Raw genomic sequence first — 19,066 nt, 5'->3', positions numbered from 1 at the left:
CACAGATATCAGTAGCTCTTGCGTTTGAAGATGGAGGACAGCCACACGACGAACACCATCAGGAAGACGAGCGACGTGGCGACGGCGGCCAGCGTCGGCGTGACGGCCAGTTGGATGTCGTCCCACATCTGCTTGGGCAGCGTGGTGTTGATCCCACCGGACACGAAGATGGCAATGGTCAGGTCATCGAACGACACAATGAAGGCAAACAGGAATGCCGAGCCGAGGCTTGCCGCGAGCAGCGGCAACAGCACGGTGCGAATACGCGTGAAGGCGGACGCACCGAGCATCTTGGCCGCGTCGTCGAGCCGCCAGTCGAAGCGCTTGAAGCTCGCAGACAAGGTGACGACGACGTACGGAATCGCCAGCACGGTATGGCCGATGACGAGGCCCGCATTGGTGCCCGCCAACTCCCAGCGCGCAAACAGGTACAGCAAGCCGACGGCGACGACGATGCGCGGCACGATCAGCGGCGCGATGAACACGGCGAACAGCGGCTTGCGCCACCGCGACGGCAGTCGCACGAGGGCCAGACTCGCCCCGAAGCCGAGCACCAGGGCGAGCATCGCGGTAGCGAAGCCCACGCCGAGCGAGCGCCACAACGCCGCCTGCCACACGCTGGATTCGAGGAACGCGACGAACCACTTCGTTGTGAACAACGCCGGCGGAAACGATACGAACGACTGCTTGGTGAAGGCCAGCGGCACGACGAACGCAATCGGCAGCACCAGCGCCAGCACGACCGCCCACGTATAAGCCTTCAGCCCCAGACTTCCCCCGGCCCGCTCACGGCCTCGCGACAGCGAGAACGTGCCGGCGAGGCGTCCGACGGCGATCAGGGCTGGCAGCATGTGCCCGCCTGACCCGGCACGCCGCTCGGGCGCTTCGCCCGCCAGCGAGGACAAGCCGACGACACGGTCGTACACGAAGAACACAACGATCGAGCACAGCAGCAGCACGGTCGAGAGCGCACCGGCGAAACGCAGGTCGAAGAGCTCCAGCACCGAGGAGATGACAAGCTGCGCGACCATCGATTCACGCGGCGAACCGAGCAGCGCAGGCACGATAAAGAAGCCCAGACTCGTGATGAAGACCAGCAGCCCTGCCGCAGCCGCACCGGGGCCGGACAGCGGCAGAAAGACCGTGAAGAACCCGGTCGAGCGGTCGGCGCCAAGCGTCTGGGCCGCCTGCACGAGTTGCATGTTGATGCCGCGCATGATCGGCAGCATGGTCATGACGGCCAGCGGCAGCATGGCGTGCACCATGCCGATCAGCACGCCGGTGAGCGACGGCGCCAGCGTGCCCGCGCTGTCGAGCAGCCCGAGGTGCGTGGCGACGGTCGTGAGCAAACCGGTCTTGGAGAGCAGCAGCATCCACGCATAGGTCTTGACGAGGTAGCTGGTCCAGAACGGCAGCACGATCCACAGCAACCAGCGTTCGCGCGAGCGTGCCGGGAGTCTGGCAAGCAGGTAGGCCACCGGATAGCCGAGCAACACAGACAGCGCAGCTGTCAGGAAGGCGATCCAGAACGTCGAGCCGAGGACTTTGATATAGACGGCCGAGTGCGTCATGCGCGCGAACTGCGCGACCGACAGCACGCCGTCGGCGTCGTAAAGGCCGCCTTGCAGAATCTCGACGACCGGCACGATGAAGAACACAGCGAGGAACAGCAACGCAGGCAAGGCCGGTAACCACCGGGCTGCGTGCCGCGGCCAGGCAATACGGGGCCCCGCCTGGGGCAGGCGTTGAACAAGCCACATGGCAAATACTCCTGAAGCGGATGACTCGGGCGTGGGGAAGCGGGCGAAGGAAGCGGACGAAGGAAGCGGGCTTAACGCGTGAGCAACGTCGCGCGACCGTGGTCCCACGCGAGCCCGACGCGCTCGCCCACGCGCGGCGTCAGCTCACGCGGACAGCGCACGGTGAAGTCCGCGTTGCCGGCACCGGTGCCCTCCCCGGCTTGCTCGGCGTGCTGCCCGAGCGAGACGATGGCGCGGGTGTCGGAACCCAGAAAGACGACTTCGCGAATGGTGCCCGCCAGCGCACCGTCTTCCGGCGCGGTCAGGCGCGCCGCCTCCGGGCGCACGAGCAGGCTGGCCGCACCCGCCGCAGGCAGGTCGGCACTCGGGCCGATGGGCACCAGACGCGCCCCCACGCGCAACGCGACGCGGCCATCTGCCAGACGCTCGACCACGCCGTCGAGCAAATTGGAATGCCCGAGGAAGTCCGCCGCGAAACGCGTGGCCGGACGGTCGTACAACTGCGCGGGCGTACCGATCTGCTCGATGCGCGCCTGATTCATCAGACAAATCCGGTCGGACAGCGTGAGCGCCTCGTCCTGATCGTGCGTCACGTAGATAAACGTTGCCCCCAACTCCTGATGCAGGCGCCGGATTTCCAATTGCATATGCTCGCGCAGCTTCTTGTCGAGCGCGCCGAGCGGCTCGTCAAGCAGGATGATCGAGGGACGGAACGCGAAGCAGCGCGCAAGCGCAATGCGCTGCTGCTGACCGCCCGACAGCTCCGAGGGCAGACGCTGCGCAAACGCCTGCATCTTGACCATCGCGAGCGCGGCGTCGACCGCCGGGGCCAGTTCGGCACGCGGCAGCTTGCGCATGCGCAGCCCATACGCCACGTTTTCCCAGACACTCATGTGCGGAAACAGCGCATAGCTCTGGAACACCATCCCGATGCCGCGCTTGCCCGGTGCGTCGTGCGTGGCGTCGCGCCCATCGATGAGCAGTTGACCAGCGCTGGGCTCGACCAGCCCGGAGATCATCTGCAACAGCGTTGTCTTGCCAGAACCGGACGGCCCGAGCAACGTGAGAAATTCCCCTGCCGCGACGCGCAGATCGGTCGGCAGAAGCGCGGGGGTCTCGCGATAGGTCTTGGCAAGACCGATGGTTTCCAGTTTGGTACTCATATTCGTGCTCATCCTGCTCCGCTGCTCAAATGTCTGCGATGCCCTACGACGTCAGGACAACAACCACGCGTTGAAACGCTCGGTGGCCTTGGTACGGTTCTCGGCCCACCACTGCGGGCTCGGCAGACGCATGCCATTCAGGTTGGCCGGCGCCGTCGGCAACAGCGGCGCGCGCGCTTTCGGAATGCCATCGAACGCCTTGAGGTTGGTCGGGCCGTACGCCAGATCCTGCGTGATGAGCGCCTGACGTCCCGGATCGCCGCAAAAGCGCACGAACTGCCGAGCAAACTCGGCGCGTGGCGTGCCCTTCGGAATGCCCCACCCTTCGATGGAATACAGCCCCTGGTTCCAGACGATCTTCACCGGCGCCTTGTTGTCGATGGCGGCCTGCGCGCGACCGTTCCAGGTGGACATCATGTCGACATCGCCACTCTGGATCGCCTGCATGGCCTGCGCACCGGACGTCCACCACACGTTGATGTATGGCTTGATCTTGTCGAGCGACTTGAAGGCGCGATCGAGATCGAGCGGATACAGCTTGTCGATGGGAACCCCGTCGGCCATGAGCGCCTGCTCCAGCGTGTCGAGCGGACTGCGGCGCAGCGAACGACGGCCCGGGAAGCGCTTCACGTCCCAGAAGTCGGCCCATGTCTGCGGCGCCTCTTTCTGAAACTTGTCGGTGCGATAGGCAAGCACGGTCGAATACACGTCGACACCCAGCCAGTCGGCGGTGACGGCCTCGGGCATGATGCCGGGGAAGTCGCTCACCTTCATGCCCACGGGTTCAAGGAACCCCTTCGACTCCAGATACGGAATGTCGGCCGAGAGCGTGAGCGTCGTCACATCCCACACGAAGTTCTTCGTCTGCACCATTGCGGCGAATTGCGCCACCGGCTGCGAGTCTCGCGCCACGCTTACCACCTTGATGCCGGTGGCCTTCTCGAACGGGTCGTAGAACGCACGGCGATAAGCCGCGGTGTACGGGCCGCCCGGATCGGAGACGATCAACTGTTTTGCCTGTCCATACGCCGTACGCGAGGCGGCCAGCGGCAAGGTGCCGGCTAGCGCGGTGGCGCCGGCGACTTGAAGGAGACGGCGTCGGGACGGGTTTTGCGGGTCGTGCGGGTGAGACATGGGAAACTCCGCTGTGCAATGGACAGACGCGGCGCGCATGTCCTGTGTGGGTGGCCATCCGTCACGGCAGTTCATGGAAGATGCCGCGACGCATGGCCGGACTTCGTTCGATGGCGACCCTTATCGATCGGCTCAGGCCTTTGCCGCTTCGCCCTTCGCAGCGCGCTTGGCGAAGAACGCTGCCATCATGCGGGCCGGCTCGCCCGATTCGTACGACTCGCGCTGGATGCGCATGCCTGCCTCAATGGCGTCCTGGAACGTGCCTTCAGTCATTTCACGGAAGCGCTGCTTGTCCAGACGCATCGCCACCGGCGGCTTCTCGGCCAGTTCCGTGGCAATTTCCAGTGCCTTGTCGAACACCTTCTCTTCCGGCACGAGGTGATGGATCAGCCCCAGACGATGGCTCTCGTCGGCGTCCATCAGACGACCGGTGAGCGTGAGCTCGATGGTGCGCGACAGGCCCAGCATGTGATTCATGATCCACGGGCCGGTCGTGCTCGCGATACCGGCGTTGATCTCCGGCTGCCCCATGCGCACGCCCGGATGGCCGACGCGAATATCGCCCAGCAACGACACCTGAAACGCCGAACCGGCGGCCGTGCCGTTCAGCGCCATGACGAGCGGCTTCTTCAGGCTGCGAATCACGTCGTAGTAATGCTCCCAGCCCTTGATCCATTCGATGGCGGTGTCGCCGTCGAAATGCTTCGCTTCGGCCAGATCCTGCCCGGCCGAGAAAGCACGCCCGGCACCGGTCATGATCACGGCAGCCACGTTGTCGTCGGCGTTGAAACGCTGCAGCGCGTCGATGATCGACTCGCGCATGGCGATGGTCCAGGCGTTGAGCGCCTGCGGGCGATTCAACGTGATCACGGCAACCTTGCCGACCTGCGTGAAGAGAACTTCCTGCTCCGCTTGCTTTGCTGTCTCGCTCATGTGAACTCCAGTGGCACCGACGCGTGATCTCACGCGTGCATTGAGAGGGTTGAGATGGCGGCAATGCGACGAACGCATTTCCCGCTAAACAGTTATCTCAGTGCAATAACTGTTATTTGAAAGCAATATAGTTATTTCAAAAAAATGGCGCAAGTCGAATCGCTTCAGGGTTTACCTCAAGCGGTTGCACCGGATGGGCGCGGTCATGCGCGAGGGTTCGTGACCGGCACGGGGAGCGAGGCGCAAAAAAACGGGCAGTCCATTGGACTGCCCGTCTACGGAGGCTGACGAACCGCGATCGGTGTTGTCACGACCTCATGGTGTTACCGCGTCACCACGCCATAACGTCATAACGTCATGGCCTCAGCGCGCTTCCTTCTGCTTGCGCATGCGCCGGATCGCTTGCAATTGCGCGACGGCTTCGGCCAGTTCCGCCTGCGCCTTGGCGTAATCGATGTCGCCGGTTTGCTGCTCCAGCAGTGCCTGAGCCGCCTCGCGCGCACGCTCGGCGCGCGCCTGATCGAGGCTATCGGCACGCATGGCGGTGTCGGCCAGGACCGTCACGCGATCGGGCTGGATTTCCACAAAGCCACCGGCGATATACAGGAACGTCTCGGCGCCGTCCGCCGCTTCGATACGCACCGTGCCCGGGCGCATGCCGGTGAGCAACGGCGTATGGCCGGGCAACACCCCCAGTTCGCCCGCGGAACCGGGCACTTCCACGAAGCGCGCCTCGCCCGAATAAATCGAACGCTCGGTGCTGACCACGTCCACCTTGAGTAATGCCATGTGTTTCACTTCTCCCTACGACACGACGTGCATCGCCTGATTCTGCCCCAGCGCTGTCGTCGCGCCATGTTCGTTTTGCGGTCTTCATTCCCGGACACGGCCGCCGCCGCGCCCGGTCGGCCACTGATCGATCACAACGTGCGCGGCGTTGCCACGCCAAGCTCGGTCGCCATCTTCAGCAGCGACTCCCAGATCGGCGCCGTCAAATCGACGTGATCGTGATGCTTCTTGCGGTTCTCCGCCTCGTACTCGCCAGGGTACTGCACCCGGTCGAAGCCCGGTTGCGGCGGGCATGAGGTCAGATAGTCGATGAACGCTTCGACCTCGTGAGAGCGCCACGTCGCCGCAAAGTCGACCTGCGGATTGAGCACGATGGCGAACATATTGTTCGTCGCCACGCCCGCGCGCGGGTGCTCCGGCTGGATCGTGCCGCCGCCCGAGAGCACACCGGCGAGCAGCTCCGTCACGATCCCCAACGCGTAGCCCTTGTGACCGCCAAATGGTAGCAACGCGCCGAACGGTTCGGCGAAAAGCGCGTTCGGGTCCGTCGACGGATTGCCGTAGCCGTCGATCAGCGAGCCCGGCGGCGCCTGCTTGCCTTCGGCCGCCAGCACACGCGCCTTGTTGATCGCGATGGCGCTGGTCGCCATGTCGACCACCAGCGGCGGACGATTGTTCGGCAGCGGGCCGGCAAAGCATAGCGGGTTGGTCGTCAGGCGCGGCTCGCTGCCCCCGAACGGGGCGACCATCGGCTGCCGGTTCGTCACGTTCGTGAACGCCATGAACACCAGCCCCTGATGCGCCGCCATCTCCCCGTACTGGCCCATACGGCCCAGGTGATGGCTGTTGCGCAGCGTGAGGATCGCCACCCCCTTGTCGAACGCGCGGGCGATGGCATGCTCGACCACGTACTTACCGACGTGCTGACCGAAGCCGCGATTGCCTTCGTACAGCAGCAGATTGCCGTGGTCGGTGAGCACGCTCGGGCGTCCGCTCGGATTGACCTGCCCGTCGTCGAGCACCTTGCGGTAGGTCGGCAGAATCGAGAGCCCGTGGCTCGCATAGCCCACGCGGTCGGACTCGACCAGATGCTGGGCGACGTCGAACGCGATATCGTCCGGCACACCTTGCGCGAGCAACAGGCGCTTGCCGAACTCGACGGCGTCATTCAGGGGAATTCGCATTGAGACTCCTTGTTCGACGGGCACAGGTTACAGCCAGCCCAGCCAGCGCCAGTAGGTCGCGGCGAAGAGCAGCAGCAAGGCGTAACCGATGAGGGTAACGACGATACCCACCCGCGCAAACTGCTTCGCGGTGAAGGTATCGGTGCCCAGACACACCATGTTCTGCGGCGCGTTGATCGGCAGGATGAAACCGAAGCTCACGGTAAAGCCGAGCAGCATGGTCATGCCGAGCCGGTTGAAGTCGCCCGGCAGCGTTTGCAGCACCGCGATCAGAATCGGCAGCATGGCCGAGGTGAGCGCGGTGGCGCTGGCAAAACCGAGGTGAATGAGGATGAGGAACGCCGCCAGAATCGCGAAGACCCACAACGTCGGCAGCGAATCGAGGCCGGTCGCCGCGACCACGTGATTGCCGAGCCACTGCCCCGCCTGCGTGGTAAGCAAGGCGGTGCCCAGACTGATACCCACACCGAATACGATCACCGTGCCCCAGGGAATGCGCGACTGCACGTCCTTCCACGTCATCACGCCAAAGCGCGGCAGCATCAGCACAACGAGGCCGACGTAGGTGACCGACGTGGTATCGAAACGATGCAGCTTGCCTTCCGTCGCCCAGAACAGCAGCAGACCGATCGACACGGCGAGCAGACGTTTCTGCGCACTCGTCATCGGGCCCATCTCGCGCAGTTGCGCTTCCACGGCTTCCTTGCCACCGGCGATGGCGTCGGCTTCGGGCGGCATCATCTTGAGCACAAGCACGACGAGAATCACCGACATGATGATGGCCCACGGGGCGCCGGCCATCAGCCACTCGGCCCACGTAATGCGGTCGCCGAGCATCTTGTCCATGAAGCCCACCGTAAGCAGGTTCTGCGCGGCGGCCGTCTGAATACCAACGTTCCAGATGCTGGTCGCCTGCGCCACGATGATCATGACCCCGGCGGCAATATTCGAACGCTTGTCGACACGGAACGCTGCAATCACGCCCATCATGATGGGCACCACACACGCGCTGCGAGCCGTGGCGCTGGGCACGACAAGCGAGAGAAGAATGGTCACGGCGACGGCGCCGATCATCACGCGACGCGTGCTGGTGCCGATCTTCGAAAGCGTTACGAGCGCGATGCGCCGGTCAAGCCCGGTCAGGGTCATGGCCGCGGCGATGAACAACGCGCCGGCCACGAGCGCTAGCGCCGAGTTCGAGAAACCGGCGAGCGCCATGCTGATGGCGCGCGATGTGCCGTACTCGACACTGGGATCTTGCACCGTGGGCGCCGTGCCCACGAGGAACGCCATCAACGACGTAATGATGATGGCGCTGGCTTCATACGATACGGCTTCGGTAATCCACACGACCACGGCGAAGGCAAGAATCGCCAGCATGCGGTGTCCGGCAACCGGCAGATCGTCGGGCATGGGAATCAGGAGCACGGCAATCATCACGATCACACCGGCGATCAATCCGATGGGAACCGCTTTCTTCTGGGGAGGACTTTGCACTGAGACGTCAGGCGTGCTCATAAGGGGGCTCCAGAACGGAATGGCATGCCGGCAGCCGGCATGTCTTGAGGAAATGCCACGCTTGAACTGCGGGTTAATCCTAACCGCATTGATCTTGGCGAGGCAAGCTTGAGGCAAAGGCATGCACCACTCGCCGCGCGCCCGAAAGACAAGGGGCACGCGGTGTGTGCGGGCAGGGTGAGGCGCGAGCGACGACCGCATGCGATGCATGATGCACGGCGCACGCCTGCGGGGGACACGCAATAGATCGGAAACCGAACCGAATGCCAGATTGCCAGCCGGACCGGATGCCGAAGCGGAAGGCGATCAACGCTGCGGTGAATTCGGCATGCGCTGCTTTGAACGTTTCGCGTGACGCGAACGCTTCTGACGCTTCGAGAACTCCAGAGGTCTCGAAAACGGCAAGCAAGTCTGCCGAACAGCGATGCGGGACGATTTAGAAATGTAGTCCGAAGTATTCCGGGGAGCCCGCGAAGAGTTGAGTGCTCAGTACGGGATTGGTCAGGGCACGATGCCAGACGGTCTGATACAGCCCCGTCAGTCCTGCGCGCGGTCCGGTGATCATGCCATCCGCCCCGCTCGTCAACCCGGCATTGCCGAGCGCGTCGCTCAGTGTCCGGCCGCTGACGATGATGGGGTCCGACGCCCACGCGCCCGCCTGCTCGAACACGTCGTGCCACGGCAAGGGAGCCGCACCCACGAGCGCCGGCGGCGGCGATCCCGGAGGCGCGAAGGCCGGCGCTTGGGCCGCACGCTTGGTGCGTGCGGCCCGCGACGCACGAGTGCCATGTCTGGCGTTGGCCGTTGTGGACTTCGTGATGACCGGGGACGCCGAATGACTCGCGGCGTCCGGTGGCGTAGCGGCATGTGCCGATGCCGCCATCCAGAAGCAACACAACAACGCCAACGCCGACATGGCGCCCATAAGGCGGGTAAGCGACTTCGTCATGACATCCTCGCGTGCCGGCGGTCAATCCCGCCTGTCTTGAATGAAGCAGAGCAACTTTCGGGCCACGCGAGACAACTTGTTGATTCCTATGCAATTCCAATTCCATCATTCGCAAGAAGCACGAAGAATTTCCGAAAATTGTTTCATTTCAGAAACATTCGGCCGCCGCGATCGATCATCGGCGATACGCGTCTCATGGCCGTGTCGGGCCAGTGTCCGCGCGCCCCGATGAAGCAGTGATCGACTTTCGACGCCTCCGATTGTCGTTCTGCGTTTCGTCTGGCGCATTGACATGGATCAATGAAAGCGCACGACCGTGCGAAAACCCGGATTGACGGGCGATGCCCCTTATGGACGCCGATGGCGCCGCCGTCATGCGCAGCAGTCCGAATCGGGGCTCGGACATCTCCGAAAACGCGGGGGGCACGCCGACATCCGGCCCGGGTCTCTGGCACAATCGCCCAACGCCTGAAGCGATGGCCGTCGCCGCATGACATAAAGGAGTCAGCAATGCCCCAGTTCGATGTGGATCTGTTCGTGATCGGTGCCGGTTCCGGCGGTGTGCGCGCTGCGCGCGTGGCGGCCCAATATGGCGCCCGCGTGAAAGTCGCGGAAGAGTTTCGGGTCGGCGGCACGTGCGTCATTCGCGGTTGTGTGCCGAAAAAGCTGCTCGTCTATGCCAGCCGCTTCGCCGACGAGTTCGAAGATGCCGCGGGCTTCGGCTGGCAAGTGCCCTCCCCCAAGTTCGACTGGAAAACGCTGATTGCCCGCAAGGACGCCGAGATTGCCCGGCTCGAAGGCATCTACCGCACCAATCTCGAACGCGCGGGGGCTGAACTCATCTCCGCGCGCGCCGTGGTCGAAGGCCCTCATACGGTTGTGCTGCCCGCCACGGGTGAGCGCATCACTGCGCGCCACATCCTGATCGCCACGGGGGGGCGTCCCGCAGATCAGCCGCATTTCGTTGGCCGCGAGCACGCCATTTCATCCAACGAAGTGTTTCATCTGGAATCGCTGCCGGAGCGCATCACGGTTATCGGGGGAGGCTACATCGCGCTGGAGTTTGCGGGTGTCTTTGCGGGACTGGGCTCGAAGGTCACGCTCGTGCATCGTGGCCCGCATCTGCTGCGTGGCTTCGACGAGGAAGTCCGCACGTCGCTCGAAGCCGCCTATCGCGAGCGCGGTATCGAGATTGCGCTTGAGCGCACAGTCGAGCGAGCGGAGAAGTTGCAGGATCGCTTGCGTATCACGCTATCCGACGGCAGTGCGCACGATGCCGACGTCCTGCTAAGCGCTGCGGGACGCGTGCCGTACACGCAAGGCCTCGGGCTGGCGGCAAGCGGCGTGACCCTTAATGACAAGGGCGCGGTGATTGTCGACGAGTTTTCCCGCACCAACGTACCGTCGATCTTCGCGGTCGGCGACGTCACCGACCGCGTCAATCTCACGCCGATGGCGATTCGAGAGGGTCAGGCCTTCGCCGATACCGTGTTCGGTGAGCGCACCACGCGCGTGGATCACAAGCTGATTCCGACGGCCGTGTTCAGCACACCGGAGATCGGTGTCGTGGGACTGACCGAAAGCGAGGCACGCGCTCAGTATTCGCAGCTCAAGGTTTTCAAGGCGTCATTCCGTCCGCTCAAGGCAACGCTGTCGGGCCGCCAGGAAAAGGTATTGATGAAGCTGCTCGTGGACGGTGCGACCGAGAAGATCGTCGGCGCGCATATGGTGGGCGATCACGCGGGGGAGCAGGTGCAGCTGCTTGGCGTGGCGTTGTCGATGGGGGCCACGAAGGCCGACTTCGATCGTACGTTGGCCGTGCATCCGACGGCCGCCGAGGAATGGGTGACGATGCGAACGCCGGTCGCGTGATGTGACTACGTCCCGCGCACGCGGACAGGAATGTTCCTCGTCTGCCGCGCGCGGGTTCAATGCATCAGAGGCTGTGGTACCAGACGCCGAAGATGGCCACCGGCGTCAGTACCAGCAACAGCACTCGCCACAACGGCACGAACCATTGCGCGCGCGAACCTTCCAGCACGGCTCGCGCCTTGGGCCAGATGCGCGCGCCGACGAAGAAGGCTACGCACAACCCACCCGCAGGCATCAGCAAGTTGATAGTCACGTAGTCCATCAGGTCGAAAATCGTGCGGTCGAAAAGCCGCACATCGGACCAGACACCGAAGGACAGCGCAGCCGGTGCGCCAAAGAGGAACGTGCCGACGAGTACCGCGATCACGGCCGTGCTGCGACGCCATTGGTATTCGTCGATGAGAAATGCCGTGACCGGCTCGAACAGGGAGACGGACGACGTGAGTGCGGCGAAAAGCAGCAGCAGGAAGAACGCGACGGCGACGATGTGACCGAACGGCATCTGCGCGAAGATCGCGGGCATGGTGATGAACGTTAGACCGGGACCGGCGTTGGGTGCGACGCCGAAGGCGAAGACGGCGGGAAGAATCATCAGCCCCGCGAGGAAGCACGCAAGTGTGGCGAGCGTCGCGACCCAGACCGCGGAGCCTGCGAGTCGCGCGTCCTTGGGCAGATAGGAGCCGTAGACCACGATCATGCCCGCGCCCAGCGACAACGAGAAGAACGCCAGTCCCAGCGCTTCGAGCAGCGTGCCGCCGGAAATGACCGAGAAGTCCGGCGTGAGGAACCAGGCGACACCGGCCATCGCCCCAGGCAGCGTGAGCGCCCGGGCAATCAGCATCAACATCAGCAGAAACAGGGCGGGCATGAGCCACTTGCCGGCACGTTCGATCCCCTTCTGCACCCCGGCGGCCACGATGAGCGCCGTGAGGCCGAGGAATGCGCCCATGCTCGTGAGTGACGCCACCGGATTCGCAGTGAACGCCGAGAACTCGCTGACCAGCGTGGCCGTGTCGTGGGTCAGGACCGTGCCCGTGAGCGCACGCAGGAGATACGCGACCGTCCAGCCTCCGACAACGACATAGAACGACAGGATCGCGAAAGCGTTAAAAGTCGCGACGCGCCCCACCCAGGCCCAGCCACGTCCGCTCAGCATGCGCAACGCCGTGGTGATCGATTGGCCTGTCAATCGGCCGATGGTCATCTCGGCAAGCAACAGGGCGACGCCCAGCGTCAGGACACAGGCCAGATACACGGCGAGGAAAGCGCCGCCGCCATGCTGGCCTACCACGTACGGGAATTTCCAGACCGCACCCAGGCCAACGGCAGAACCTGCTGCGGCTAGAACGAAACCCAGCCGCGAGCCCCAGGTCGCGCGACTCGCCTCTTCGGAAGTGCTCTGTGCGGCAGGCGCAGCGGGTGCAGCAGGACTGATGGGTAAATGGGACACGTGTCTCCTCCGGAAACAGCCGTGCGCCCAGCGCGGAATGACATCCACACGAGCGACACGACACTTGTTCATGGAATGGCGTCAGGCAGATTACTGGCGCAGCACGTGATCGCCGTCGCGACAATGCAGCTCGTGTGTGCCAGCGCACGACACCATAAGGGTGGCAGAGGAGTCTACGCGGGAAGAGGTGCGTACCGCTTTAGGAAAGGGCCCAAAATGAAAAGCACCGGCGGCTTTTCGTAGAGCACGCCGGGGATTTCCGCATTCGGCGTGACCTGAATGTCGGTGTGTGACGGGTAGGCGATGTCGGCTCAGTGGCCGAGCGCGACCTCGCCTGCCGACGCAGAGCGCGAGCCCGGTGTGGGCGGATTGCTCTCGCCGCGATAGGCGAACACGACGGAGAACTTCGTCGTCTCGCCCTCGTTTCGGCCCGCCGCGTGGAACAACCCGCTGTGGAACAGCACGACATCGCCCGGTGCCAGCTCCACCTGCTTGCCTCGCGCGACGAGCGGTTGATTGTCCGGCTCGTCAGGGCGCAGGAAGTCGAGCGAGTCGAGTTGATTCGGCTTGAGTTGCTCGCGATGGGAGCCGGGAATAAAGCGAAGCGCGCCGTTCTCGCGCGTCTCGGGCCCCAGCGCCAGCCAGACGGAAATCAGTGAGTTTTCCGGGAACGACCAGTAACGGATGTCACGGTGCCAACCGGTGGCAGTACCGAAGTGCGGATGCTTGGTCATCACGCAATTGTGATGCGCCAGCGTGAGCACGACATCCTCGCCGAAGATCTGTGCGAGCGATTCGACCAGATCCGGGCGCGTGGCCCAACGTCGCAGCGCTTCGCCCCGGTCGTAAGCCTTGAGCAGACGGCGAACCGTCTGACCGCCCACGGCGTCACGCGATTGCGGCGCCCCCTCGTAGCCGACATCGGCTTCGAACTCGAGCGGTTGCGTCGCCGCGGTCAGCTGCTGCTGCGCATCGGCCAAAATCGCCTCGCAGTCGGCCTGCGCGACATAGCGCGGAAGGATCAGATAACCGTCGTTACGGAAGGCTTCGAGTTGCGATGCGGTAAGCGCCATGATGGTCGGCGAAGCTGGCAGAAAGCTGACTGTTGAGGGAAATTAACTAAAGTAAATGCGGCAACCGGATGAATCGGGGATGGGTACGACAAGGCCGGAACGGTGAAGACGATGCCGTCACGGCGATGGCGCTCAGGCGGCGCGTTTGCGTCGTCGCGGCGGCAGGTCCGGGGCGGACTGGCGCTCGCGCTTCGTCTCGGGCTGCGGTACGTCGGTGCCCGGCAGCGAGGCTTGGGGATTCCCGGCAGGACGCGGCGTGTCGACCACACTGCGCAGACGGTCGAGCTCACGCGTGAGCTTCGCCAATTGGTATTCGAGCTGACAGTTACGACGGTACAAGGTGCGCATTTTCTGGCTGAGCGCCTGCGTCTGCGTCCAATATTCCGGATACATGACGAAACGCCCATCAGGGCGCTCGACGACGCCAAGCCCGCTCTGTCCCATCACATCGATGGTCTCCAGCGCGTAGCGTCGAACTTTTTTTACCGTACCTGCCGCCATTTATTTCCTACAGTCCCAGCCCGAGAGAGTCAGGCGCGGCATTTTGCCATGAATTCGGCCCGGCCGGGCGGCAAACCCAGGCCGGGCCGCGGATTTATTTTCAGCGACCGGCCCCGCCGCACGGGGCTCAGCACGAAATATGAGAGCATCGGAGCGCAATCTTCAGGCATCGCGCTGCAAACGCTACGGCTTCGGCGTCTTACCGGTATCGATGGACACCGGATCGCTAGCAGGGAAGGTTTCCTCCAACCCTTTGTCGAGACGTTTCGCCTCGGCGGATCGCGACGCAGGCACACGTTTCGGCTTGTCGACGCCGATAGACACGGGATCGCTCGCCGGAAACGTCTCCTCAAGCGCTTCGTCGAGGTCGCGTTCCTCTGCATCCTCCTTCTGAGGACGTCGTGGGCCGGGCTTGCGCGTGGGGGTATCGCTCATCAAGTCCTCCGCAAGTGGAGGCCGCGCCGGTGCGCGACCGTGCCCCTACTATACCGCGAGCTGCGTAGCCTCGCGTCGGATGGATGCGCGACCGCCCTCAGGCGGGCATAAGACGGTCACGGTGCCGTGCCAGCGCTTCGCACACCAGCGGGTGCATCTCGTCGGCGGCCGGTGTATCGGCAAGTGCCAGAATCTGGGCGCGCATGCGCGGATCCCAGAACTTGTGCAAATGCGTGGCGACTTCATTCAACGCTTCTTCGCGATCGGGCAACGATTCGAAGAAATCCGCAATGCGATTGGCCATGCGCACGAGGTTGTTGCCGTCCATTCCAAGTCTCCCGATCCTGCTTGACGATCGCCGGCCTGATGACAGGCGGTCAGACGCCATTGTCTAGCGCCGCACCGCCGGTATAAATGACGCATTGCTCGCCGCGTACGAAGCCGACCAGCGCCACGCCGGCCGCCGCGGCCGTGCGCACTGCCAGGGCCGTCGCCGCCGAGACGGCCGCGACCATCGGAATGCCGACCTGCGCAGCCTTTTGCACGATTTCAACGCTCGCGCGGCTCGTCATGAGCACGAAGCCACGGTCGAACGGCTGTGCGTCGCGCGCCAGGGCGCCGATGAGCTTGTCAAGCGCATTGTGACGGCCGACGTCCTCACGCAAGCAGAGGATCTCGCCCTGCGGTGAGCACCAGGCGGCGCCATGCACCGCGCCCGTCACGCCGTTTAACGGTTGATGCGCCGCCAGCCCGGCGTGGGCGGCCGCCAGCGCAGCGTGCGTTACACGCAACGGCTCGCCCGCCGAAGGCAACGGGCGCAAGACCTGATCGAGACTTTCCGTACCGCACAGCCCGCAACCGGTGCGCCCCGTGAGATTGCGGCGACGCTCCTTGAGCCCGGCAAACGCCCGCGACGACACTTCCAGATGCGCGGTAACGCCCAGCGCCGTGGCCGAGACGTCGACGCCATAACATTCGCGCCGGTCGTTCAGGATCCCTTCGGATAGCGCGAATCCCAGCGCAAAATCTTCGATATCGGCCGGTGTCGCCAGCATCACCACATGGGAGATGCCGTTGAACTCCAGCGCGACGGGGACTTCTTCGGCCAGTTCGTCGCCCGCCTGCCGCCACGCGCCGTGACGGAAGCGCCGCACGGCGAACGTCGCGTGCGGCGAGAGGCTGTCGGGATCGAGCGCGGCAGGCGCCACGTCGCACACGGGCCCGGCGATGACGTCACGCTCGCCCGCCTCGCTCTCGGCCATGGCATTCCCGGCACCCGCCACGGCATCGGCCTTACCCGGATCGCTAACCTCCGTCAAATCACGCTCACGTAAAGGGTTGGACATTGTCAAACGTTGACTCCACTTCATTCCAGGGTTCGCGCCCCTACTTCACCGGGACCGGCTCGGCAGGATTGCGGGCCGCATCGAGCAACGCGAGCTGCCTGCGGTTGAATGTCGAATATCTGGACTGCCATGCCGAGGGCTGCACCACCGGGAGCACCTGCACGGCCGTCACCTTGTACTCGGGGCAATTGGTCGCCCAATCCGAGTTGTCGGTCGTGATGACGTTCGCCCCCGATTCCGGGAAATGGAACGTCGTATAAACCACACCCGGCTGCATGCGCTCGCTGAGCACCGCGCGCAACACCGTCTCGCCCGCCCGGCTGCGAATCCCGACCCAGTCGTTATCCTTGATGCCCCGCTCCTGCGCATCGTGCGGGTGGATCTCAAGCCGGTCTTCATCGTGCCAGTGGACGTTGTGCGTACGGCGCGTCTGCGCTCCGACATTGTATTGCGAGAGGATGCGGCCCGTGGTGAGCAGCAACGGATAGCGCGGCGTCACTTTCTCGTCGGTCGGTACGTAGCGCGTGATGATGAAACGCCCCTTGCCGCGCACGAACCCGTCCACGTGCATGATCGGCGTGCCATCCGGCGCGTCGTCGTTGCACGGCCATTGCAGGCTGCCCGCCTCGTCCAGCCGCGCATAGCTGACCCCGCTGAACGTCGGCGTGAGCCGGGCGATCTCGTCCATGATTTGTGACGGATGGGTGTACGGCATGTCGTAGCCAAGCCGTTTGGCGAGCGCAATCGTCACCTCCCAGTCGGCCATGCCCGGCAGCGGCGCCATGACACGGCGCACACGCGAGATACGCCGCTCTGCGTTCGTGAACGTGCCGTCCTTTTCGAGAAAAGTCGTGCCCGGCAGCAGCACATGGGCGTATTTGGCGGTCTCGTTCAGGAAGATGTCTTGCACCACGATGCACTCCATCGCCTCCATTGCGGCGGCGACATGCTGCGTGTTCGGGTCGGACTGCACGATATCCTCGCCCTGACAGTACAGCCCCTTGAAGCTGCCGTGAATCGCGGCATCGAACATGTTCGGGATTCGCAGCCCCGGCTCCGCCTGCAACGTCACGCCCCAAGCGGCTTCGAACGCCTCGCGCACCGGCGTGTCGGCAACGTGCCGGTAGCCCGGCAATTCGTGCGGGAACGACCCCATGTCGCACGAGCCCTGCACGTTGTTCTGCCCGCGCAGCGGGTTCACGCCCACGCCCTCGCGCCCCACATTGCCGGTGGCCATCGCCAGATTTGCGATGCCCATCACGGTGGTCGATCCCTGCGCGTGCTCCGTCACACCCAGCCCGTAGTAGATCGCCGCGTTGCCGCCGCTCGCGTACAGGCGCGCCGCGCCGCGAATCTGCCCGGCCGCCACGCCGGTGACGACAGACACCGCTTCGGGCGAATTCTCGGGCAGCGCCACGAACTCGCGCCACTGGGCAAACGCACGGTCTTCGCACCGCTCGGCAATGAACGACTCCGCCAGCAGCCCTTCGGTCACGATCACGTGCGCCAGGGCATTGACCATTGCCACGTTGGTGCCGGGCCGCAGCGGCAGGTGGAACGCAGCCTTCACGTGCGGACCGTCGACGATATCGATGCGGCGCGGATCGATCACGATCAGCTTCGCCCCCTCGCGCACCCGGCGCTTGAGCCGCGAGGCGAAAACGGGATGCCCGTCGGTCGGATTCGCCCCCATCACCAGAATGACGTCGGCGTGCTCGATCGATTTGAACGTCTGCGTGCCGGCAGACTCGCCGAGCGTCTGCTTGAGCCCGTAGCCGGTCGGCGAGTGACAAACGCGCGCGCACGTGTCGACGTTGTTGTTGCCGAACGCCGCGCGCACCAGCTTCTGCACCAGATACGTCTCCTCGTTCGTACAGCGCGACGACGTAATGCCGCCGATGGCGTCACGCCCGTACTTCGCCTGCAGACGCCGGAACTCCGACGCCGCATAGTCCAGCGCCTCGTCCCACGACACCTCGCGCCACGGATCGGTGATCTTGCTGCGGATCATCGGCTTGGTGATGCGCTCCTTGTGCGTGGCGTAGCCCCACGCAAAGCGGCCCTTGACGCACGCGTGCCCCTCGTTGGCGAGACCGTCCTGATAGGGGGTCATGCGCACCACTTCGCCCCCCTTCATTTCCGCCTTGAACGCACAACCAACGCCGCAATAGGCGCAGGTCGTGACCACCGCGTGTTCCGGCTGCCCCATCTCGATAACGCTTTTCTCCTGCAACGTGGCCGTCGGGCAAGCCGCGACGCACGCGCCGCACGACACGCACTCCGAGTCCATGAACGGCTGATCCTGTCCGGGCGAAACACGCGCCTCGAAGCCGCGTCCCGAGATCGTCAGCGCAAACGTGCCCTGCGTCTCCTCGCACGCGCGCACGCAACGATTGCAGACGATGCATTTCGACGGGTCGTACGTGAAGTACGGATTCGACTCGTCTTTGGCGCTATGGATGTGGTTATCGCCGTCGAAGCCGTAGCGGACCTCGCGCAGCCCCGTCACCCCAGCCATGTCCTGCAATTCGCAGTCGCCGTTGGCCGCGCAGGTCAGGCAGTCGAGCGGGTGATCGGAGATGTAGAGCTCCATCACATTGCGACGCAGGTCCTGCAACCTGGGCGACTGCGTGCGCACCTTCATGCCCGGCTCGACCGGCGTGGTGCAGGAGGCCGGGAATCCGCGCCGTCCCTCGATCTCCACGAGACACAGCCGGCAAGACCCGAAGGGCTCCAGCGAATCCGTGGCGCAGAGCTTGGGGATGTTGACGTCGTTGCCCGCGGCGGCGCGCATGATCGACGTACCGGCAGGCACTGTCACCGGCTGGCCGTCGATCTCCAGCGTGACACTGACGTCGCTCTGGCGCGGCGGCGTGCCCATGTCGGGACCGTGGCCCGGCGAGACCGTCGAGGAAACGTGCGAGGAAACGCGTGCGTTCGGATAGTTCATGTCTTGCCC

Annotated in this window: 17 protein-coding genes; 2 read left to right on the top strand and 15 right to left on the bottom strand. The window is 64.3% G+C overall.

Features of this window, described 5'->3' with window-relative positions:
- Positions 1 to 8: 8 nt before the first annotated feature.
- The 8 genes from ACIPHM_RS00320 to ACIPHM_RS00285 all read right to left on the bottom strand — a co-directional run bounded on the left by ACIPHM_RS00320 (position 9) and on the right by ACIPHM_RS00285 (position 9,046).
- Positions 9 to 1,760, bottom strand: coding sequence for an ABC transporter permease subunit (locus ACIPHM_RS00320; protein ID WP_400323128.1), 1,752 nt, complete (start codon positions 1,758 to 1,760; stop codon positions 9 to 11).
- A gap of 71 nt (positions 1,761 to 1,831) precedes the next feature.
- Entirely contained in the window at positions 1,832 to 2,923 is a 1,092-nt protein-coding gene (locus ACIPHM_RS00315) for an ABC transporter ATP-binding protein (RefSeq protein ID WP_400323125.1), read from the bottom strand.
- 51 nt (positions 2,924 to 2,974) lie between these two features.
- On the bottom strand, positions 2,975 to 4,057 hold the full coding sequence (locus ACIPHM_RS00310) for an ABC transporter substrate-binding protein (protein ID WP_400323122.1): 1,083 nt from the start codon (positions 4,055 to 4,057) through the stop codon (positions 2,975 to 2,977).
- A 132-nt stretch (positions 4,058 to 4,189) separates the two neighbouring features.
- Positions 4,190 to 4,990, bottom strand: a complete 801-nt coding sequence (locus ACIPHM_RS00305) for an enoyl-CoA hydratase/isomerase family protein (protein ID WP_400323119.1) — start codon at positions 4,988 to 4,990, stop codon at positions 4,190 to 4,192.
- A gap of 363 nt (positions 4,991 to 5,353) precedes the next feature.
- The gene (locus ACIPHM_RS00300; RefSeq protein ID WP_400323116.1) at positions 5,354 to 5,779 is read right to left on the bottom strand and encodes a F0F1 ATP synthase subunit epsilon; all 426 of its coding nucleotides are present in this window, start codon (positions 5,777 to 5,779) and stop codon (positions 5,354 to 5,356) included.
- A 131-nt stretch (positions 5,780 to 5,910) separates the two neighbouring features.
- Positions 5,911 to 6,963 (bottom strand): Ldh family oxidoreductase, encoded by a 1,053-nt coding sequence (locus ACIPHM_RS00295; RefSeq protein ID WP_400323113.1) that lies wholly within the window; start codon positions 6,961 to 6,963, stop codon positions 5,911 to 5,913.
- Positions 6,964 to 6,990: 27 nt separating this feature from the next.
- Positions 6,991 to 8,481: a DASS family sodium-coupled anion symporter gene (locus tag ACIPHM_RS00290; RefSeq protein WP_400323110.1), complete on the bottom strand. Its 1,491-nt coding sequence runs from the start codon at positions 8,479 to 8,481 to the stop codon at positions 6,991 to 6,993.
- Positions 8,482 to 8,917: 436 nt separating this feature from the next.
- Entirely contained in the window at positions 8,918 to 9,046 is a 129-nt protein-coding gene (locus tag ACIPHM_RS00285; protein WP_400323107.1) for a hypothetical protein, read from the bottom strand.
- Between ACIPHM_RS00285 and ACIPHM_RS00280 the strand changes: the two genes are divergently transcribed.
- Entirely contained in the window at positions 9,045 to 9,320 is a 276-nt protein-coding gene (locus ACIPHM_RS00280; RefSeq protein ID WP_400323104.1) for a CxxxxCH/CxxCH domain-containing protein, read from the top strand. The genes ACIPHM_RS00285 and ACIPHM_RS00280 overlap by 2 nt on opposite strands.
- A 620-nt stretch (positions 9,321 to 9,940) precedes the next feature.
- Positions 9,941 to 11,302, top strand: coding sequence for a glutathione-disulfide reductase (gene gor / locus ACIPHM_RS00275; RefSeq protein ID WP_400323101.1), 1,362 nt, complete (start codon positions 9,941 to 9,943; stop codon positions 11,300 to 11,302).
- Positions 11,303 to 11,366: 64 nt separating this feature from the next.
- Here gor and ACIPHM_RS00270 read toward each other — a convergent pair whose 3' ends face one another.
- From ACIPHM_RS00270 to fdhF, 7 genes are all read right to left on the bottom strand, one after another.
- Positions 11,367 to 12,752 (bottom strand): sodium-dependent transporter, encoded by a 1,386-nt coding sequence (locus ACIPHM_RS00270; protein WP_400323098.1) that lies wholly within the window; start codon positions 12,750 to 12,752, stop codon positions 11,367 to 11,369.
- Positions 12,753 to 13,063: 311 nt separating this feature from the next.
- Positions 13,064 to 13,825, bottom strand: coding sequence for a phytanoyl-CoA dioxygenase family protein (locus tag ACIPHM_RS00265; protein ID WP_400323095.1), 762 nt, complete (start codon positions 13,823 to 13,825; stop codon positions 13,064 to 13,066).
- 132 nt (positions 13,826 to 13,957) lie between these two features.
- Complete coding sequence (locus tag ACIPHM_RS00260; RefSeq protein ID WP_400323092.1) at positions 13,958 to 14,326, bottom strand: hypothetical protein; 369 nt, start codon at positions 14,324 to 14,326, stop codon at positions 13,958 to 13,960.
- 183 nt (positions 14,327 to 14,509) lie between these two features.
- Complete coding sequence (locus tag ACIPHM_RS00255; protein WP_400323089.1) at positions 14,510 to 14,761, bottom strand: hypothetical protein; 252 nt, start codon at positions 14,759 to 14,761, stop codon at positions 14,510 to 14,512.
- Positions 14,762 to 14,858: 97 nt separating this feature from the next.
- Positions 14,859 to 15,089, bottom strand: a complete 231-nt coding sequence (locus ACIPHM_RS00250; protein WP_400323086.1) for a formate dehydrogenase subunit delta — start codon at positions 15,087 to 15,089, stop codon at positions 14,859 to 14,861.
- Positions 15,090 to 15,138: 49 nt separating this feature from the next.
- Positions 15,139 to 16,107 carry a formate dehydrogenase accessory sulfurtransferase FdhD gene (gene fdhD, locus ACIPHM_RS00245; protein WP_400323083.1) on the bottom strand — a complete coding sequence of 323 codons (969 nt, stop codon included), beginning with the start codon at positions 16,105 to 16,107 and terminating at the stop codon, positions 15,139 to 15,141.
- A gap of 40 nt (positions 16,108 to 16,147) precedes the next feature.
- Entirely contained in the window at positions 16,148 to 18,988 is a 2,841-nt protein-coding gene (gene fdhF / locus ACIPHM_RS00240) for a formate dehydrogenase subunit alpha (RefSeq protein ID WP_400324274.1), read from the bottom strand.
- Positions 18,989 to 19,066: the final 78 nt, after the last annotated feature.

Source organism: Pandoraea sp. NPDC087047 (assembly GCF_044745225.1).
Taxonomy (GTDB): Bacteria; Pseudomonadota; Gammaproteobacteria; order Burkholderiales; family Burkholderiaceae; genus Pandoraea.
Note: the sequence above shows the minus strand (reverse complement) of the source record. Positions and strands in the feature narration are given on the sequence as shown.

What these genes read in the sequence shown, in the direction of transcription:
- gor (WP_400323101.1), top strand. Translation starts at nt 9,941, where the DNA reads ATGCCCCAGTTCGATGTGGATCTGTTCGTGATCGGTGCCGGTTCCGGC.
- ACIPHM_RS00310 (WP_400323122.1), bottom strand. Translation starts at nt 4,057, where the DNA reads ATGTCTCACCCGCACGACCCGCAAAACCCGTCCCGACGCCGTCTCCTT.
- ACIPHM_RS00320 (WP_400323128.1), bottom strand. Translation starts at nt 1,760, where the DNA reads ATGTGGCTTGTTCAACGCCTGCCCCAGGCGGGGCCCCGTATTGCCTGG.
- ACIPHM_RS00260 (WP_400323092.1), bottom strand. Translation starts at nt 14,326, where the DNA reads ATGGCGGCAGGTACGGTAAAAAAAGTTCGACGCTACGCGCTGGAGACC.
- ACIPHM_RS00315 (WP_400323125.1), bottom strand. Translation starts at nt 2,923, where the DNA reads ATGAGTACCAAACTGGAAACCATCGGTCTTGCCAAGACCTATCGCGAG.
- ACIPHM_RS00285 (WP_400323107.1), bottom strand. Translation starts at nt 9,046, where the DNA reads ATGATCACCGGACCGCGCGCAGGACTGACGGGGCTGTATCAGACCGTC.
- ACIPHM_RS00295 (WP_400323113.1), bottom strand. Translation starts at nt 6,963, where the DNA reads ATGCGAATTCCCCTGAATGACGCCGTCGAGTTCGGCAAGCGCCTGTTG.
- fdhD (WP_400323083.1), bottom strand. Translation starts at nt 16,107, where the DNA reads ATGTCCAACCCTTTACGTGAGCGTGATTTGACGGAGGTTAGCGATCCG.
- ACIPHM_RS00255 (WP_400323089.1), bottom strand. Translation starts at nt 14,761, where the DNA reads ATGAGCGATACCCCCACGCGCAAGCCCGGCCCACGACGTCCTCAGAAG.
- ACIPHM_RS00280 (WP_400323104.1), top strand. Translation starts at nt 9,045, where the DNA reads ATGCCATCCGCCCCGCTCGTCAACCCGGCATTGCCGAGCGCGTCGCTC.
- ACIPHM_RS00265 (WP_400323095.1), bottom strand. Translation starts at nt 13,825, where the DNA reads ATGGCGCTTACCGCATCGCAACTCGAAGCCTTCCGTAACGACGGTTAT.
- ACIPHM_RS00250 (WP_400323086.1), bottom strand. Translation starts at nt 15,089, where the DNA reads ATGGACGGCAACAACCTCGTGCGCATGGCCAATCGCATTGCGGATTTC.
- ACIPHM_RS00305 (WP_400323119.1), bottom strand. Translation starts at nt 4,990, where the DNA reads ATGAGCGAGACAGCAAAGCAAGCGGAGCAGGAAGTTCTCTTCACGCAG.
- ACIPHM_RS00290 (WP_400323110.1), bottom strand. Translation starts at nt 8,481, where the DNA reads ATGAGCACGCCTGACGTCTCAGTGCAAAGTCCTCCCCAGAAGAAAGCG.
- fdhF (WP_400324274.1), bottom strand. Translation starts at nt 18,988, where the DNA reads ATGGGCACGCCGCCGCGCCAGAGCGACGTCAGTGTCACGCTGGAGATC.
- ACIPHM_RS00300 (WP_400323116.1), bottom strand. Translation starts at nt 5,779, where the DNA reads ATGGCATTACTCAAGGTGGACGTGGTCAGCACCGAGCGTTCGATTTAT.